This is a genomic window from Aeromonas bestiarum (genome assembly GCF_000819745.1).
Lineage (GTDB): Bacteria > Pseudomonadota > Gammaproteobacteria > Enterobacterales > Aeromonadaceae > Aeromonas > Aeromonas bestiarum.
Map to the genome: position 1 here is coordinate 67,385 of NZ_CDDA01000003.1, position 19,908 is coordinate 87,292.

The 19,908-nt window shown below is 62.2% G+C and carries 6 protein-coding genes; 5 read left to right on the forward strand and 1 reads right to left on the reverse strand.

What is annotated here, in order from left to right; genetic code table 11:
• Positions 1-8 precede the first annotated feature (8 nt).
• Together rtxA and BN1118_RS00615 are read left to right on the forward strand one after the other, a co-directional pair.
• Positions 9-14,534, forward strand: coding sequence for an MARTX multifunctional-autoprocessing repeats-in-toxin holotoxin RtxA (gene rtxA / locus BN1118_RS00610; RefSeq protein ID WP_043554091.1), 14,526 nt, complete (start codon positions 9-11; stop codon positions 14,532-14,534).
• Positions 14,535-14,911: 377 nt separating this feature from the next.
• Positions 14,912-15,379 carry a GNAT family N-acetyltransferase gene (locus tag BN1118_RS00615; RefSeq protein WP_043554092.1) on the forward strand — a complete coding sequence of 156 codons (468 nt, stop codon included), beginning with the start codon at positions 14,912-14,914 and terminating at the stop codon, positions 15,377-15,379.
• Between the two features lie 163 nt (positions 15,380-15,542).
• Here BN1118_RS00615 and rimO read toward each other — a convergent pair whose 3' ends face one another.
• Positions 15,543-16,970 (reverse strand): 30S ribosomal protein S12 methylthiotransferase RimO, encoded by a 1,428-nt coding sequence (gene rimO, locus BN1118_RS00620; RefSeq protein WP_244463567.1) that lies wholly within the window; start codon positions 16,968-16,970, stop codon positions 15,543-15,545.
• 599 nt (positions 16,971-17,569) lie between these two features.
• Here rimO and kduI point away from each other — a divergent pair.
• From kduI to BN1118_RS00635, 3 genes are read left to right on the forward strand one after another with little or no spacing between them, the layout of a single operon-like run.
• Positions 17,570-18,406, forward strand: a complete 837-nt coding sequence (gene kduI / locus BN1118_RS00625) for a 5-dehydro-4-deoxy-D-glucuronate isomerase (RefSeq protein WP_043554093.1) — start codon at positions 17,570-17,572, stop codon at positions 18,404-18,406.
• Positions 18,407-18,433: 27 nt separating this feature from the next.
• Complete coding sequence (gene kduD / locus BN1118_RS00630; RefSeq protein ID WP_255912564.1) at positions 18,434-19,252, forward strand: 2-dehydro-3-deoxy-D-gluconate 5-dehydrogenase KduD; 819 nt, start codon at positions 18,434-18,436, stop codon at positions 19,250-19,252.
• 9 nt (positions 19,253-19,261) lie between these two features.
• A complete protein-coding gene (locus tag BN1118_RS00635) occupies positions 19,262-19,843 on the forward strand; it encodes a YgjV family protein (protein WP_244463568.1) in 582 nt (193 codons plus the stop codon).
• Positions 19,844-19,908 lie beyond the last annotated feature (65 nt).

A 19,908-nucleotide genomic window follows, 5' to 3' on the forward strand; every position in this document is an offset into this window, starting at 1 on the left:
GCTAATACATGGGAAAGAGTGTATGGAGAAGTATTGAGTACTTCTTTACCGGTAATTACACGGCAGATGATGGCAATAATGACATCAATGCCTTTGGCTTCGGCGGCGTCATCCGTGCCTATGGCGGTGACGACACCATCAAGATCGGCTCCATTGGCGCCACCGTCTATACCGGCACGGGCAATGACAGCGTGTACGGCGGCGCCGCCTACCTCAAGGTGGTTGACGACTCCGGCAACCTGACCGTCAAGGGGGCAGCGGGCTACGCGGACATCAGCAAGTCCGAGTCAGGCAATATCCACTTTGCCGGCGCCAGCGGCGGCACCAATATAGATCACCAGGGGCGCGAGGGCGACATCCGCTATCAGGGGGCGGCTCTTGCCAACTTCCTGACCCGCAAGGGGATCAGTGGCAACGTCAGCTTCGAGGGGGCCGGGGGTTACAACAAGCTCTGGCACCAGACCGACAGGGGCGATCTGACCTTCAGCGGTGCCGGGGCGGCCAACAAGATAGATCGTACCTGGCACAGCCAGTATCAGGGGTCACACGGCAACATCAGTTTCCATGGCGCCGGCGCGGCCAACATCATCAGCTCCCTGGTGGAATCCGGCAACATATCCCTGAACGGGGCCGGCGCCTACAACAAGGTGTTCCGCAAGGGACGCGAGGGGGACGTCGCCTTCAACGGCGCCGGCGGCTGGAACGAGATCTCCCGTCTGCGCCATGAGGATGATGCCTATCTGCAGACCCGTGGCGATATCCACTTCAACGGCGTCGGGGGTTACAACCGACTGTTGTCCGATGTGGCCGAGGGCAACATTCACTTCAAGGGGGCGGGGGGGTACAACCACCTCTCCCGCAAGGGGTCTGGCAGCGACAGCTCGCCCTTCGCTGGCGCCAGTGCCGACGAGATAGTGCTGACCACGGCCACCATGGGCGGTAGCTGGATTCAAAAGTCCCAGGCGGTCACGGCCATCAAGTCGACCCTGCAACCCAATACCTACCTGTTTGCCTTCTTTGATGGCATGTACACCAAGATAAACCGGGTCGAACTCTCCAACGAGGGCGAGCAGGGTCCCCTGCGCTATCTCTCCACCTCCTGGTACAAGGAGGGCGATCACCTTGCCAGCCTGGCCAGCCGCCAGATCAATGAACAGCAAGGATTTACCTCGACCCGGACCGACGGCGCTTATCGCCTGACGGACCTGGTGTTTGAACGGCGTCAGCGCATCACACTGCAGGCGGTTGAAGCGGATCTGACCGAAAACAGCTGGATCAACTACGGCGGTGGCGTGAGTGTGGCCGCCGCCGATGTCACCCTCTCCACGGCCAACATGAGTGGTCATGCCATCTATGAAGATGGCACCAAGGTTGCTGTCAGCGCGGTGAAATCCCGGGCGCAGGCCAACACCTATGTGTTTGCCAAGCAGCTTGGCCCCTACACCAAGATAGTGGTGGTGGAGCTGGCCAACGACAGGGAAACCGGTGCGCTCAAGTACCTGTCCAGGGCTTGGTACAAGGAGGGCGATCACATCGCCGGCCTGGCCGATCAGGTCATCTCGGAGCAGACGGGTTTCAGTGCCATGGGCACGGGGGGCTACTCACTGAGCGAGGTGCACTACCAGCTCGATACCGTCACGGCCGTGTCGGATCGATTGCCGGCCACCCGGGAGTTTGACTCCCAGCCGTTGCTTCCCCATCAGCAAGGCGGCGGCAAGAGCAAAGGCGATATCTTCTTCGACGGCGCCGGTGGCGGCAACGTCATCGAATCCGACGTGACCGAGGGCAACATCCACTTCAACGGCGCCGGGGCGGCCAACGTGCTGATCAAGCGCGGTCAGCGCGGCGATCTGGTGTTCCGTGGCGCGGGTCTTGCCAACGTGCTGGTGCATCAGGGCGCGCAGGGGAAGATGGATGTCTATGCCGTCGGTGCGGCCAACGTGTTGGTACGCAGCGGGGACGGGGAGTATCTGGCCCGCCTGCTGGCCTATGGCAACATCTCGGTGCAGCAGGGGCATGGCGACAGCCAGGTGGTCATGCTGGGCGGTTACAACACCCACACCCAGATCGGCGATGGCAATGGTCTCTGGCTGGCTGGCGGTGGGGCAAACGTGCTGACCCAGGCCGGCAATGGCCGGCTCGATGCCATGCTGGTCGGCGGTGCCAACGTGCTGACCAAGCTGGGTGCCGGCCAGCTGACCGCCGGCCTGCTGGGGGGGGCCAACGTGCTGACCCACATCAGTCAGGGGGACGAGGCTGCCGATACCCGCGCCGTGCTGCTGGGGGGCGCCAACGTGCTCACCAAGAAGGGCAACGGCAAGGTGCAGGCCATACTGGGGGGCGGCGTGAATGTGCTGACCCAGATTGGCCGGGGTGATACCCAGGCGCTGCTGCTGGGGGCGGCCAACGTGCTGACCCGGGTCGGTGACGGCGATCTCTCGGCCGTGATGCTGGGGGCGGGCAACGTGCTGACCCATGTCGGCGATGGCGCCACCCTGGGGGTCATGGGGGCCGCCGGCAACCTGTTCACCAAGGTGGGTGACGGCACGGCCATTGCCGCCATGATAGGCGCGGGCAACCTGTTTACCCAGATAGGCCAAGGCGATGCCTGGGCCCTGATGGGCGGGGTGGCCAACGTCTTCACCAAGGTTGGCGATGGCAATGCCCTGGCGCTGATGGTGGCCAAGGCCAATGTCTTCACCCATGTCGGTGACGGCCTGACCGTGGCCCTGATGCTGGCCCAGGGCAACCTGGCGACCAAGGTGGGCAACGGCATGACGCTGGCTGCCATGGTGGGCAATGCCAACGTCTTCACCCACGTCGGTGCTGGCGAAACCTTCGCGGCCATGCTGGGGCAGGCGAACCTGATGACCAAGGTGGGCGATGGCCTGACCGCCGCGCTGATGATCGGCAAGGCCAACGTCTACAGCCACATAGGCAACGGCACCAGCCTGGGGCTGTTCGCCGGCGAGCTGAACGTGATGACCAAGGTGGGCGATGGCACCACACTGGCGGCCCTGTTTGGCAAGGCCAACATAGTGACCCATGTGGGCAGCGGTCTGACCGGGGTACTGGCGCTGGGCAAGGCCAACATCATCACCAAGGTGGGGGATGACTTCCTCGGTGTCATCGCCAAGGCCGATGCCAACGTGTTGACCCACGTGGGCAATGGCACCACGGCCGCCGTGCTGTGGGGCAAGGGCAATCTGCTGACCAAGATAGGTGACGGCACGACCGTGGGCCTGCTCATCTCCGAGGTGGGCAACGTCATGACCCATGTCGGCGCCGGCAGCACCATAGGCCTGGCCAAGGGCCGCGCCAACCTGATCACCAAGGTGGGTGACGGCCTGGTGGTGCAGGGCGCCTGGGGAGACGTCAATTTGCTGACCCAGGTCGGCAACGGCGATCGCTACAGCTTCGCCAAGGGCCGTGCCAACGTGCTGACCAAGGTCGGCGATGGCCGCGAGCTGGCGGTGCTGCAAGGGGAGGCCAACCTGGTCACCCAGGTGGGCGACGGCGACAGTTACACAGGTGCCTGGGGCCGCGCCAACATCATCACCAAGGTGGGGGATGGCCGTCAGGTCGTGCTGGCCAAGGGGGATGCGAACATAGTCACCCAGGTGGGGGACGGCGAGAGCTATCAGGCCCTGCTCGGCAAGGCCAACGTCGTCACCCGGGTGGGGGACGGCATCCAGGTCACCCTCGCCAAGGGGGAGGTCAACCAGACCACCACTGTGGGGGATGGCCTGAGCGTCACCGCCGCCTACGGCAAGTTCAACAACAACATCAAGGTCGGCGACGGTACCTCCATCAACCTGGCCTGGGGTGATTACAACCTCAACACCAAGGTGGGGGACGGGCTCAACGTCGCCGTCATGAAGGGCAAGGGCAATGCCAATGTCCAGATCGGCGACGGGCTCGACGTGACGGCGGCCTATGCCCGCCACAACGTGGCCATCAAGATAGGCAATGGCGACTTCTACAGCCTGGCCATCGCCAGCAGCAACACCAGCAGCAACAAGCTCGGCACCCTGTTTGACAACATCAAGCAGACCCTGTTCGGTGCGGCAGGCAACCAGGCCATCAACTACCTGGTACAGGGCGATGAAGAGGGCCCGGTCAAGGCGCCACAAGCGGCCAGTCTGGGGGATGTACAGACCCTGAGCGGCTTCGGTCTGGACGAGATTGGCGAGGTGAAATCCTCGCTGGCGAGCGGCCTGACCGGCCAGGTGAGCCAGACCGGCGAGCGCGACGAGCAAGCCATGGACAAGGCGTTGCAGCTCGATGAGCAAGGCCTGGCCAGGGGCGGCGAAAACCTCATCGTCAACGGCGATTTCGAACGGGGCGCCCACGGTTGGCAGCATGCCGGTGACGGGATCGAGGCAGACTTTTCTGCCGCCACCTACGGGCTGGCTGACGAAGGTCATGGCCAGCGTGTCAGTGAACTCTCCACCGACAGAAACACCCAGATTTCCCAGGATCTTGCCGGTCTCCAGGCAGGCGAGACTGTCACTCTGGACTTCGATTTTGCCCGTCGGGCCAACATCTCGCAGCAGCACGGCATCGAGGTGCTGTGGAACGGCGAGCGCGTCTTTGCCAGCGAGGGCGACGCCGCCAGCTGGCAGACCAAACGGCTGACCCTGACCGCTCGCACGGGGAGCAATACCCTGGCGTTCCGGGGCACGGGGGAGAGCAACGGCCTTGGCTATCTGCTCGACAACGTGGTCGCCACGGCGGCTGGCAAGGCCGAGATTGGCCAGGTCAGCGCCCAGCTGGCGGAAGACGGCAACGCCGCCCAGGCCCAAGCCGATCGGGCCAGTGCCGATGCCGACAAACAGCGACTGGAGCAGGAGAAGGCGCAGCAGCTGGCCGCCATCTCGGGCACTCAGGCCCAGCTGGAAGCTACCGACGAGGGCAAGCTGGCCGAGAATGGTCAGGATCAGCGCGGCGTCATCGAGGCGGAAGCGCGCGATATGACGGCCCAGCTCGACACCCTGGCCCGCCAGTTTGAACAGCTCAAACAGCCCGAAGCGGCCACCATCCCGTCCGGCCAGCACTGGCGCAATGGTTTTGCTGACCGCTTGTTGACCGATGCACAGGAAGACCTGGAAGAGGCCAGCAGCACGGCAGGCGAGGCGATTGCGGATGCCAAAACCCGCCGCGAGCAGCAGAGCCAGCAGGTCGATGCCGCCCTGGCCCAGTCCAAATCTGGCCAGCAGCGCAGCGAACAGTTGCAGGGTGAGGCCCTGGCGCAGGGGCAGAGCCGGACCGAGCAGGCCGAACAGCGTCGTCTCGATGCTCTGACCCGCGAGGCCGATGCCCGGCAGCGGCAGCAAGAGGGCGAGTCGAGCGCGAGCCAGGCCCTGGCCACAGGCGAGCAGGCCAGCAGCCAGGCCAGCCAGCAGGCAACACAGGCCAGGCAGAATGCGGCAAGCCTGAAACAAAGCGGCGACAAGCCGAGCCATCAGGGAGTGAATAACGGCCAGAGCCCGATTGCGGCACCCCGGTTGCCGCAGTCCGGTGAGCTTGATGTGCCCAATGCCTCCAGCCTGCCGACCGATGCTTCGGCCAGCGCCCAGCCATCGGCCATCGATGCCGCCAATGGCTTGAGTGAACAGGAGCAATCCGCCCTCGATGGCGCCCTGGCTGCGGTCAACCGCCTGCAGATCAATGCCGGGAACCGTACTCACGGCACGCCCGCCATCACCCTGCCCGGTATGGTCGGTGAGCGCGAGTCGGGCGCCGCTGTGCCGGCGAGCCATGCGTCTTCGCGCCGCAGCGCCGAGCTGGGCCTGTCCGGGGTCTCCCTGGCCGGGCTGGGGAGCCCGGTGCGAGGCCCGGCAGTGGCCGTCCCCGAGACCGCTGGTTTTGCCTTCCAGCTGCTCAAGCGCGAAGGCAATGACTTCATTGACTCCACCCGTCGCCAGTTGGGCAAGCTCTCGACCGACTTGCCAAGCGAGCGGCTCAAGGCGGTACGCGAGGCCGTGGTACGGGTGCAGCAACAGCCATCGGAGGCGAATCTGGGGCTGCTGGAGCAAAGCCTGTCCCAGTGGCAGGCTCGCGACCCCAAAGAGTTTGCCCAGCGCGGTGAACAGGTGAAGGCGCTGCGCTTCGAGGCCGCCTCCTTGCTGAGCCACACCTTCGCCTTCAGGGCCAAGGCTGCCGGTGTGCATGGTCTGGCACTGTCGCCTGAACAGACAGCCCGCTTCGAACATCAGCTGGTGTTCGACGGCATAGGCCGGATCACAGGAGTGGTGGGTGAGTTGAGTGCCACCGACATAGCCCGGGTGACCGAGCTCAGCATTCGTCCGCTCACCGACACCAACTCCAACGCCGAGCGGCAGGCGCCCCGTACCGAGCATGACAGTCTGATCGCGTTTGCCCATCAGTTGGGTCAGTTCGACACGCCGCAAACCCGCCAGCTGGCCGCAGAGGTCAAGGCGCTTTGGCTCTCTGGCGAGGTGAATGGGCCTCGTACCATCGCCTTGTTTGAGACTGCCAGCAAGACGCTGGGCGATCAGCCGCAGCTGCAGGTGCTGGCACAAGCCTTGCTGGCCGATGCGAACAAGAGCAAGGCGACCGGCCAGTACATAGACAACCTGTTTGGCCGTCGTTTCGACTCCGAGATTGCCCATGCGCTGGTGACCTCACCGTCGCAGGCGGCGATCGATACCTCGGCGCAACTGGGCGCCAGGCTGGTGAAGGAGTTCGGCGACTGGATCCAGACACTGCAGCTGGACGAAGCCACCCAGAGTCAGCGCATCGACAAGAAGATGGCGGCATTCGCCGAGGCCATCAAGAAGGACACCCGTCCCTGGTTCAGCCGGGTGCCCAGCCTGACCGATTTCCTGGCCGAGCCGAATCTGGCCAACTTCAAACAGATGATGACCCGGGTCGACAACGGCTTCGATGTCATCAAGGTGCCCTTCCTTGCGGTGAAGATGGCCACCCATCCCGAGCTCGGCATGGACACGGCCGACTGGAAGAGAGAGGGGGATCGCTTCTATGGCAGCGTCATTACCAAGGCGCGCTCGACCAGCACCGAGATCGCCTCTGCCAAGGACGGTCTGCTGCAAGTCGACTTGCCGGGTCGCACCACCAGCGACTACGGCACGGGTCTGCACTATCAGCCAGGCGGTGACAAGTACGACGACTTCCTGAGCGGGCGCAGCGTGGCCGATGGCCGCATACTGACGCCGGGCAAGGAGACCACCTTCGAGCGCAACGCGCTGGACAAGGGCTTGCCCGTGGTGACCGGGGCCTCCGGTTCCACCAACATCATGGTGCACCTGAACAACTATCTGGCGGCGAAAGACCCTGCTTACTCCCCGAGTCAGGCCTACCTCAACACCCTTGCCTTCCTAGTATTCGATGGCGGCCACTCGGTGAACGAGAGTCTGGCGGTCTATCAGGCGTTGCAGGCGAGCGGGGATGCGCGCAAGCAGGTGCTGGAGAGCTACACCGCCAACTACCGGGATCTGGTGGATCTGGCGGGTGATGCCGGCAAGGCGGCGGTGCAGGATGCCCTCGATCGTGCCTTTGGCCGCACCCTCGATTTTTATCAGCAACACGCCTACTCGGCACAACTGGCTGAGCTGGCCGCACTCGGAACACCGCGCAAGGTCAGTGCCCCAGTCGAGGTGGTTGAACCTGCCTCATCCGGCAAGCCCGTCTCCATGGAGAACGACGGCTCGGCACCGGTAGACAGGCAGCCGCTCAACCCCCTGACCCGTTTCCTCAACGACAACCTCTATGGCACCCGTGATGAGCGCCGTCAGGTGGGCGATATCACCCGGCAGTTGCTCGACCATGCAGTGAGCAAAGGGGAGGCTGCACAAGTGACCCTGCAAGGGGACGCCGGCCGCCTGTCCGGTTACCTGCACAAGGGGACCGAGCGGCAAGGGACGCAGGAGGATGGCAAGCCCGAGGTGGTGCTGTTCCTGCATGGCTCGGGCTCTTCTGCCGAGGAGCAGGCCGATGCCGTTCGCAATCATTACCAGAAGCAGGGCATCGACATGCTGGCGGTCAACCTGCGTGGCTATGGGGCCAGCGATGGCGGCCCCAGCGAACAGGGGGTCTATCAGGATGCCCGCACCATGTTCCGCTATCTGGTGGAAGATCGTGGGGTGGCACCGGACAAGATCCTGATCCACGGCTACTCCATGGGTGGCCCCATCGCCGCCGATCTGGCCCGTTATGCCGCCGAGCAGGGCAAGCCGGTGGGCGCCCTCTTGCTCGATCGCCCCATGCCCAGCATGAGCAAGGCGATTACGGCCCATGAGCTGCCCAATCCGGGCGGTCTGGTCGGGGCGCTTGCCAAGGCGGTCAACGGCCGTTTCTCGGTAGAGAAAAACCTCGACGGCCTGCCCAAGAGCACGCCCATCATGCTGCTGACCGACAACGAAGGGCTTGGCAGCGAGGGTGAAAAACTGCGGGCCAAGCTGGCCGTGACCGGGTATCAGGTCAGCGGCGAGCAGACCTTCTATGGCCATCTGGCCAGCAACCGCTTGATGGGCCAGTATGCCGAGCAGATTGTGGGTGACTTGTTCAGTCGCACGCCGCCGGCAGCGGACGCCGAGGCGCCGCTCAAGGGCATCGAGGGCATCAAGCGCGATCTCAAGCGCTACCAGGAGGCGCTCGCCCCGCAGGTGGGCAGCAACGGCGTGGCCAAGGACATACGTACCACCAGGGCCTTCCTCGCGGGTTACCAGCAGGGGCTGGCCGGCAAGGTGGTTGACGGCTTCCAGCCCGACATGAGCATGACCCAGCTGGTCGACTTGTTCACCCAGCCGACCCTGACGCCACAGCAGCAGGGGGCGCTCGCCTGGGAGATCGAGAACCGGGCGCTCAAGAGCACCATCCAGCCCAGGGTTGAACAGTTCAATCGCCTGTTCCGTGACGTGGCCTCGCAAGGGGGCGCAGATCCGCTGGCAAGGGAGCACCTGGCACCCCAGTTGCTGTTGCTGAACCTGGCGGATGACGGCTTCGGTGGCCGCTGCGATCCCCTCTCCAAGCTGGTGCTGGTCGCCAAGCAACTGGAGAGCGAGGGGCAGCCGGATCTGGCGCGGCGCATGATGGAGAAGCTCTACTCGGCCGCCGCCGTCATCAACAATCCGGATCGCTACTCGGTCGCCGAGCTGGACAACGCCCGCAAGCTGGTGGGCAGTCTGGCCGAGATCCACAACAACACGCCGGCCGCCTACAACTACGACAGCCTGCGCAGCATCAAGTACGACATCGTCAAGGATAAGTGGGAGGGCAAGAGCGCCATCTCGCTCGATAGCGTGCTTGGCAAGCTGACCGCCAAGGGGAACGCAGCCCCCGTGCTGCTGGAGCTGGATGCGCCGGGCCACGCCATGGCGGCCTGGTCCAAGCAGGGTGAGTCGGGCCGAGTCTACGGTTTCTACGATCCCAATGTGGGCATAGTCGAGTTCTCCTCCGCCGAGAAATTCAGTCGTTACATGACCCGCTTCTTTGGCAAGGAGGGGCTCGACATGGCGAACGGCTACCACCTGACGCCGGGAGCGGATGGCAAGCCGCTGTTCTTCCGGGTAACCGAGATGAACGGGGGCGAGCTCGCCCGCTTCAAGCCGTCCAAGGATCTGGCCAACAAGGTCACGCTGCAGGAGATCCTGCAGTTGCCGGTGTTTGACGAGAGTCCGATGGCGGGGCTGCCGGGCAAAGCAGTGACGCAGGAGCGGGCAAGCAGCCTGTTTGCCGACGCCTACAGCCCGGATGAGCTGAAAAAAGCCGCCCAGGTATTTGCCAAGCCCATTGGCGAATCTTATCAGGGGATCCTGGATCAGCTCGCCGTGCTGCACGGTGCCACCGGGCAGGCGCAGGTGGAGGCCGCATTGCGGCTGAACAAGCTGATCGACGACTACCAGGCCAGGCACGAAGGCTCCGGCAGAAACCCGGCGCTGAGCAAGCTGCAGAGCCAGCTCAACGGCGGGCTCTACCACGGTGAGCTGGCGTCGCTGCAAGCCGATGTCGCGGCACTGGCCAAGCGTCGCCCCGATCTGGCAGCCCTCGTCATCGGCAAGGCTGCCGAAGAGGCAAAAGGCCAGCATCCGGGTCTCACCCAGATGTTGCTGCGCTGGGCGGCGCAAGATCCCTATCTGGCGGCCAAGGGGGGATACCAGGGGCAGGCGCCTGCGGATCTGCCCTTTGATGCCAGCTTCCATGTCGCGCTCGGCGAGCAGTATGGCGAGCTGAAGAGGTGGCTGGCAGACGCCCAGTCGAAGGGGCTGCTGAGCAAGGCGGTGCTGGACGAGACCGGCAAGGTGCTGCACCTGGGCTACTCCTATCAGGAGTTGCAGGACATGACGGGGGATCAGTCTGCCCAGATGACTGTCTACTTCATCAAGGAGGCGGCCAAGCAGGCGGCGCCCGGCTCCGAGCTCTCTGCCGAGATGATCATGCTGGACAAGTTTGCCGACCGCCGCTATCTCGGCGAGCTGGAGTCCCGCCGCCTCGAGCAGGTTGAGAGCATCTATCGCAGCAGCAAGCAGACCGATGTGGCGGCCTGGGATGCCCGCTATGCCGGCAATGCCCTGCGGGATCTGAACGACCAGGTGGCGCAGGAGATCACGCTGGCGGGACAGCTGGCACGCCTGCTGGAGAACCGCAACGGCCTGCTGATCGGGGAAACCCATGGCAGCGACGTGAATGGTCTGCGCTTCGTCAACGAGCAGATGGATACCCTCAAGGCGCAGGGGGTGACCGTCATAGGTCTGGAGCACCTGCGCGGCGAGCTGGCGCAGCCGCTGATCGACCGCTATCTGGCGGGGGGAGACATGTCCCCCGAGCTGGCAACCATGCTGAAAACCAAGCATCTGGATCCCTCCCTGTTCGAGCGAGCGCGTGAGAAAGGGCTGCGGATTGTGGCGCTGGACGACGGCAGCACGGCAAGACCCGCGATTGCCGGGACTGAGCACGGTCTCATGTATCGCGCCGGGGCGGCCAACAACGTCGCCGTCGACGTGCTGGGCAAGTTGCCGGCTGGCGAGAAGTTCGTCGCCATCTACGGCAGCGCGCACCTGGCCTCCCACAAGGGGATCGAAGGCTTTGTGCCGGGCATTACCCACCGTCTGGGGCTGCCTGCCCTGAAGGTGGATGCGGACAACCGCTTCCGCCTGCAGGAGGATGATGTCAGCCAGCGGGTCGAGTATGGCGATGTCGCCAGGAAATGGACGCCGCTGGCGGGCCTGGATGGCGTGGATCAGCCGGTACGCAACCAGCAGGTCACCCAGTGGCAGCGGCCTGAGGTGACACCGGGCAGCCAGGGGGGCGAGACCCGCTTCGATGGTCAGATCATCATCCAGACCGAAGATGATCCGGTTGCCGCCAAGGCGGCGGCCAGTCTGGCCGGCAAGCACCCGGATAAGAGCCTGGTGGTGCAGCTGGATGCGGATGGCAACTATCGGGTGGTGTATGGCGATCCTGCGCAGCTGGCCGGCAATATTCGCTGGCAGGTGGTGGGTCACGGTCGCGACGGTGACGAGCAGAACAACAGCCGGCTCAGTGGCTACAGTGCCGATGAGCTGGCCGGGCGTCTGCGCCGCCTGGGCGATCGCCTGCAAGAGGCGGGCGTGGCGAGCAAGCCGAGCTACGTCAGCCTGGTGGGCTGTTCCCTGGTGAGCGACGACCAGCAGACAGGGTTTGCGAGCCGCTTCATCAAGGCATTGAAAAATGAGGGGATTAGCGCCCATATATCGGCCCGCAGCAGCGAGGTGGCGGTCGATCTTGCTGGTCGCAAGCACACCCGTGGTGAAGAGGATGTCTGGGCCCGCAAGGTGGCCGGCAACAAGGTGGTGCTGACCCTCAACGAAGCCGGCGAGCCTGTGGTGCACACCGAATTGGTGCGCGGCGGCGTGGCCGAAGGGGATATAGATCTGGCCAAAGTGGGCCAGGGTGACGGCGAGAGTCGCGTCCGTGGTGCCATCGCCGACAACGACGAGACCTTCGTCGCCCCCGAAAAACAGCGTCAGTCCGAGCCTGCCGCTGGAAAGGCCGACAATGCCGTCAGCTACTCCGGCAACATTCAGGTCAACGTGGGGGATGGCGAGTTCACCGCCCTCAACTGGGGCACCAGCAACCTGGGTGTGAAGGTGGGCACGGGCGGCATGAAGTCGCTGGCCTTCGGCGACAACAACGTCATGGTGCATATCGGGGATGGCGACAGCAAACACAGCGTCGACATCGCCGGTTACCGGGCGCTGGAGGGGGCCCAGCTGTTCGTGGGGCAACGCAACGTCAGCTTCAACCTGGGGCGCAGCAACGATCTCATCGTGATGCTGGAGAAATCCATCCCCACGCCGCCCATGGTCAACCCCTTTGGCGGGGCGGCCCGTATCGCCGGTGCCCTGCAGCAGATTGCCGGTGACGGCTCGCAGCCGAACTGGGTTGCCAGCCAGTGGGAGCAGTGGACCCTGGCCGGCGCCAACAAGTTCGTGGCGGACATGGCCGGGCTGGATCAGACCAGCAGCGTCAAGTACGGCTCGCTCACGGCTCTGGACAGCGACCATGAGCGCAGCAGTCGCGGCCTCAAGAGCGATCTGGAGGCGACCCTCAACAAGGAGTTCAACAAGCGCATCTCTGGCGGTGGCCAGGGTGAACAGGGACCTCTGAGCCGGGCGGACAAGCTGCGCCAGGCCAACGAGAAGCTGGCGTTCAACTTCGCGGTGGCCGGACAGGGGGCCGATATCCAGGTCACCACAGGCAACTGGAACTTCGTGTTTGGCGACAACATCCAGGCGATGCTGGACACCAACCTGGGTTCCCTGTTCGGGATCCTGACCCAGGAGTTCACGTCGACCGGGCAGGCCAAGACCACCTTTACCTTTACTCCGGCCGATCTGCCGCGCCAGTTGCAGAACCGGCTGCTGGGCCGACTGGCCGGGGTCGGCGCCGATACTACGCTGGCGGATATCTTCGGGGTGGATTACAACGCCCGGGGCCAGCTGGTGGCGCGCGATGGCGCGGCCATCGATGCACCTGCGCTGTTGCAGGAGATGCTGGGGGTCATCGCCGAATTTGGTGGCGATCAGCTCAAGAGCCTGACCGATCCTGCCAAGTGGATCGACAGCCTCAAGGCCGGGCTGGATCTGGGCACAGATGCCCTCGGCGATTTTGCCCGCACCCACGGCTTGCAGGAGGCGGCCCCCGAAGAGGCCAAACCCGGTGAGGTGTCGGTGCAGCAGGGGGAAGGCTCTGCCAAGGCCGCTACCCAGCCGGCCGCTGCACAGGATAAGGCGTTCGGTTTCAACGCCCTGAGCCTGCCCAACCTGTTTGCCACCCTGTTCAACGGCGACAAACAGGCGGAGATCAAGGCGCTGGCCAGCAACCTCAAGCAGAACCTGACGGCGGACTTGCTCAACATGCAGGAGCAGACCTTCGACTTCCTGCGCAACAGCGGTCACCTGCAGGGGGATGGCGACATGCACGTCTCCCTTGGCAACTACAACTTCAACTGGGGGGGAGACGGCAAGGATCTGGGGGCCTACCTCGGCGACAACAACAACTTCTGGGGTGGGCGCGGGGACGATGTCTTCTATGCCACCGGCACCTCCAACATCTTCACCGGTGGTGCCGGTCAGGACACTGGCATCATGATGGGGCGGGAGAACATGATGTTTGGCGGGCAGGGTGACGATGTCGCCGTGCTGGCCGGCCGTGTCAACCGCGCCTTCATGGGCGAGGGCAACGATCAGGCCTTCATCTTCGGTGAAGAGGGGATAGTGGAAGGGGGTGCAGGCCAGGATTATCTGGTCACCTCCGGCAACTACAACCAGATCGATGCCGGCGCGGATCAGGACTTTGCGGTGACCATAGGCCATCACAACCAGATCCGGCTGGGTGAGGGAGATGACGTTGCCATTGTGTTCGGCAACCACAACCGCCTGCTGGCGGAGCATGGCAACAACCAGGTCAAGCTGATGGGTTATCACGCCACCATCCGGGGCGGTGACGGCCGGGATCGGCTGATCGCCGACCAGGTCGCCAAGTTCAGCCAGCTCGATGGCGGGGACGGCGATGACCTGCTGGTGCTGGGCGGTTATCAGAACCGCTTCAGTGGCGGCACAGGCGTCGACAGCTTCGTGTTCAGTGGCGCCGTGATAGAGAACCTGGTGCAGGATATCGGCAAGGAGGACTTCATCGTCTTCAACGATGTCAGCTGGCGGGATCTCTGGTTCAAGCGCAGCGGCTACGACTTGCAACTGCTGGTCAACCGTCACACCGACGGGGCGAGCGAGCAGGGCAAGTTCGAGCAACTGGGCAGCGCCACCTTCAGCAACTACTTCGCCGACAACCGGGCCCAGCTGGTTATAGGTCTTGGCGAGCAGCAGGCAGAGGGCGAGCGCGCCTACACGGCGCTCTCTCACCATGCGGTCGACAGCCTGATCCAGGCCATGAGCAGCTTCGCCCCCGAAGCGGGCGACATGGGCCTGCTCAATCGCCTCGACAGCCAGGCAAACAGCCTGGTGCAGTCTGCCTGGGGGGATGTGATACAGGGTCGGGCGCGCGTCGCCTGAGCGACCTGACACCAACCCAATGACATGCAAAACCTGCTCTTCGGAGCAGGTTTTTTTATGGGAAAACGGTGGGCGGGAGCCTCCTTGCCGGTGCGTGACGGCGGGAAAGCGCGCCTTGGCTCCCGGTTCCTTAGCGCAGCCTGCTCGCCGCCCATCACAGGATCGGCCAATGGATGGGGCTGCGCCTGCCTTGCCAGGCATAGGCGCCTTCCACTCCCCGGCTGGTTATGATATCCATTCGGTAACCTGGTCTGGGGCCGGCGAGTTCTTGAGACTCGCTGCCGCCGAGGCCGACGTCCGCTGGCGCGACCCTGGGTTTCGCCTTGCCGTGTTCATCTTTCCCCAGCCGGTCAGGGGTCATACGCAAAAGAGGCTTTATGGAGTTGTTGTTACTGGCAGATGCGCCCTCTGCCGCAGGCGTGGTTGCCTCATGGTATTTTGACGAATGGTGCCGCGACAGTGGTCGCTGCACTCAAGAGCAGGTACTGGCCAAGGTCACGGCGGCCACCCAGGTCGACCGGGCTCCGCTGATGGTACTGGCCCGCCTGGCCGGTGAATGGGTGGGGGCTGCCGAGCTCAAGATCCGCGAAATGGCGATGTTTCCCGAGTACGAGCATTGGTTGGGTGGGGTATATGTCGTTGAAAAAGCGCGCGGGCAGGGGGTCGCCTCCTTGCTGGTAACAGAGATCCTCAGCCGCGCCCGCAGGGCGGGGATCAGCAAGCTGTACTTGCAAACCGAGAACCTGAGCGGTGGCGTTTATTGCCGCCATGGTTTCAAGGCCCTTGAGGAGGTCCATTATAAAGGGCTTCATGTCCTGGTGATGGTGGCGGATACCGGCCTCTAGCCCTCGTCAGAAGCGCTGACCCGGTGACGCCAGGCGCAGCAGTGTGCGCCCCGCTTCAGCGCGCATAACCATTTTGTGCGATCAATAAAAAAAGCCAGTCAGGGTTCACTGACTGGCTTTTTTATTGGCGCCTGCCGGACAGGCGCCGTCATGGACTGCGGACTTAGCCTATCAGGCTGGCCCACAGGTCGTATTCGTCTGCTTCATCGATGCGGACCTTGACCAGATCGCCGGGTTTGAGGCCGGTCTCACCGTTCAGGTAGACCAGACCGTCGATCTCGGGGGCATCGGCGAAGGAGCGACCGGTGGCACCCTCTTCGTCTACCTCGTCGATCAGCACAGTCATCTCCTTGCCGACCTTGCGGGCCAGCTTGCGGACGGAGACCTGCTGCTGCAGCTCCATGAAGCGCTGGAAGCGCTCTTCCTGGATGTCTTCCGGTACCGGATCCGGCAGCTCGTTGGCCTTGGCCCCCTCGACCGGGCTGTATTTGAAGCAGCCGACGCGGTCCAGCTCCGCCTTGTCGATGAAGTCCAGCAGCATCTGGAACTCTTCCTCGGTCTCGCCGGGGAAGCCGACGATGAAGGTGGAACGTAGGGTGATCTCGGGGCAGATCTCGCGCCACTTCAGGATGCGCTCCAGGGTGCGTTCGACGGTACCGGGGCGTTTCATCAGTTTCAGAATGCGCGGGCTGGCGTGTTGCAGCGGGATATCGAGGTAGGGCAGGACCTTGCCATCGCGCATCAGCGGTATGATGTCATCCACGTGCGGGTAGGGGTAGACGTAGTGCAGGCGCACCCAGATGTCGAGCTTGGCCAGCTCTTCGCACAGGGCCACCATGCTGGTCTTGACCGGCATGCCGTCGTAGAAACCGGTGCGGTGCTTGACGTCCACGCCGTAGGCGGAGGTGTCCTGGGAGATCACCAGGATCTCCTTCACGCCAGCCTCTTTCAGGCGCTTGGCTTCCGCCAGCACTTCACCTATGGGGCGGCTCACCAGATCCCCGCGCATGGAGGGGATGATGCAGAAGGTGCAGCGGTGGTTGCAGCCCTCGGAGATCTTCAGATAGGCGTAGTGGCGCGGAGTCAGCTTGACGCCGTGGGCCGGCACCAGGCTGGTGAAGGGGTTGTGGGTCGGCTTGGCCACGTATTTGTGGACGTGACCCAGCACCTCTTCATAGGCGTGGGGGCCTGTGATCTCGAGTACCTTGGGGTGGATCTCGCGGATCTGGTTCTCTTTGGCGCCAAGGCAGCCGGTGACTATCACCTTGCCGTTCTCGGCCAGGGCTTCGCCGATCGCTTCCAGGGATTCCTGTACCGCGCTGTCGATGAAGCCGCAGGTGTTGACCACCACCAGCTCCGCATCGTCATAGCTGGGCACCACATCGTACCCTTCGGTACGCAGCTGGGTCAGGATGCGCTCGGAATCGACCAGATTTTTGGGGCAACCCAAGCTCACAAAACCAATCCTTGGGTGATGAGACCTAATAATGCTGGAAGTCGCTTGTTGGACAGGCTGGTTGTCCAATGGCTGAGCCTGCGTGGTTGCAGGCGTCAGGCTCTCTGAGCTGGGGTCAAAACGGTTGACAGTCATAGGGGGTCGCTGGTCACTGATGCAAAAAAAGATGGCGGATTATACCTGATGAGCAGGAAAGAGGAAGAACATGGTTGGGTGTTTTTTAATCTACTTTTCCAGTGGCACATGAGTATTTCTAATATTTTTATGGAGTTCGTTGGGGGAGGTAGGCGAGTGCCTGATGAGCCAGACTGAAAACTCACCACAATGTTGCTTTGTTCTGGCCTGCATTATACGCGTCAATAGTAACAAGCGAGTCCATCCGACAACCGCAAGGTGGGGCTTGTACAACGCTCGCTCACTATCATTTCGGTACCCAAGAATCACCTGGATGGCACTAAGAACGGCTCAATATAGAAAGAGAGCTCAGCTCAGGGATGACTCCTGCGCTCTCAGCAGCTATTGCCATCCCCATATCGCTATTTACTGACTTGCCCCTGTGGCCCGACAAACAACCGAGGTGTCAATCTCTTGGAATCAGCTCAAAATCACAAAATCAAAACCACGTTTCATTTTTAAATTGATGGCGTTTCCTTTTATTGGTATCGTGCGTTCCACAAAGTAAAGCGTAAGTACGCAGTCATTGATGCCGTAAAGGCCCTGAATTGAGGTTCATTATGCAAATTCGTCAAAGCATCCATAGCGATCATGCCAAGCAACTTGATACTCAGGGCTTGCGCCGTGAGTTTCTAGTTGAAGAGATCTTCACCCCGAACAAGCTGACCATGACCTACAGCCACATCGATCGCATCGTGTTCGGTGGCATGATGCCGGTCAACGGCCCGCTTGGCTTCTCAGACGAGCTAGGTAAAACCTTTGGTGTCAGCTATTTCCTCGAACGTCGCGAGCTTGGGCTTATCAACATCGGTGGCCCCGGCGTGGTTACTGTGGATGGAACCACCTTTGAAGTCGGCAATGCCGAGGCACTCTACGTGGGGCAGGGCGCCCGCGAGCTAAGTTTTGCCAGCGTCGATGCCTCGCAACCGGCCAAGTTTTACTACAACAGTGCTCCGGCCCACATGCATTTCCCGACCCGCAAGGTCACCAAGGAACAGGCTTCCCCCAGCACCATCGGTGACGCGTCTACCAGCAACCGTCGCACCATCTACAAATACCTAGTGCCGGATGTACTGCCGACCTGCCAACTGGTAATGGGCATGACCCAGCTGGAGGAAGGTAGTTTGTGGAACACCATGCCTTGCCACACTCATGAGCGTCGTATGGAGGTCTACTTCTACTTCAACATGAAAGAGGATGCGGCTGTATTCCACATGATGGGCAAGCCTGACGAGACTCGCCATTTGCTGATCCACAACGAGCAGGCAGTGATCTCGCCAAGCTGGTCCATTCACTCCGGGGTAGGTACCCAGGCTTATACCTTTATCTGGGGCATGGTCGGCGAGAATCAGGTGTTCAGTGACATGGATCATGTTGCCATCGAGGATCTGCGTTAATTCCCTTTATGTCCGGGCCCGCTTCAGATGGCCCGCATCACCACCATCAAGACTGTCACGCTGGGTGGCAGCAGAGGAAACAAGATGATTCTCAATGCATTCGATTTAAAGGGTAAGATTGCCATCGTGACCGGTTGCGATACCGGTCTGGGTCAGGGTATGGCGTTGGGCCTAGCTCAGGCAGGCTGTGACATCGTTGGTGTCAACATCGTCGAGCCTACCGATACCATTGCCAAGGTCGAGGCCATTGGCCGCCAGTTCCTTAGTCTCAAGGCCGATGTCAGCAAGGTTGATACCTTACCAGGACTGGTGGATCAGGCCGTCTCCCGGTTTGGTCGGGTCGACATCTTAGTCAACAACGCTGGCATCATTCGCCGCGAAGACGCCATCAACTTCAGCGAGAAGGACTGGGATGATGTGATGAACATCAACATCAAGAGCGTCTTCTTCATGTCCCAAGCAGTCGCGAAGCAGTTTATCGCTCAGGGCCAGGGCGGCAAGATCATCAATATCGCCTCCATGCTCTCGTATCAGGGCGGGATCAGAGTGCCTTCCTACACCGCCTCCAAGAGCGGCGTGATGGGGATCACCCGCCTGCTGGCCAATGAATGGGCAAGCCAAGGTATCAACGTGAACGCCATTGCTCCCGGTTACATGGCCACCAACAATACGACAGCTCTGCGTGCAGATGAGGATCGCAATGCCGCCATTCTGGAACGAATCCCGGCCGGACGTTGGGGTGTACCCGATGACATGATGGGCCCGGCAGTCTTCCTTGCCTCTGCGGCTTCCGACTACATCAATGGCTACACAATCGCTGTGGATGGTGGCTGGTTGGCCCGCTGATCTCCTCAGATGCAACAAGGCGCCAATGGCGCCTTTTTTGTTCAATCCTGTTACGGAATTTACCCTATGCATCTTGATGCACCTTGGCTGGCCCAGCTCCTTGGGTTGCTGGCTTGCGCTATCGGTGCTACCGCTTTTTTGCAACACCAGGATCAGAAATTGCGGCGGCACCTGACCCTTAATGGGGTACTTTTGGCTCTGCACTTTATGATGCTCGGTGCGACGGTCGCCGCCATAAACTGCCTGCTGTGTGCAGTCCGCACGTGGGTTTCCGGGTACCATCGAACGCTGGGTGTCATGTGGGGCTTTATTGTGTTGGTTTGGGTGCTGGTACTTCCTCAGATGGAACACCCCATGCAATTGCTCACCCTGACGGGGACCACGTTGAGTACCTATGCCCTGTTCAGATTGGATGGACTACCACTGCGAGGGTGCATGCTGGTCAGCAGTCTCTGTTGGGTTGTACACAACCTCTGGGCTGGTTCGATTGGCGGGAGTCTGTTAGAGGGGATGTTCTTCGTCGTCAATGGTTACACCATGGTTTCCCTCTACCGACACCAAGGTGTAGCGCCGCTCGGTCGGGTTCGATAACCGGGAGCATTGAGTGGATGCCTGACTGGCATCCACTCATATGATGTGTATGGAGATGGTATTCA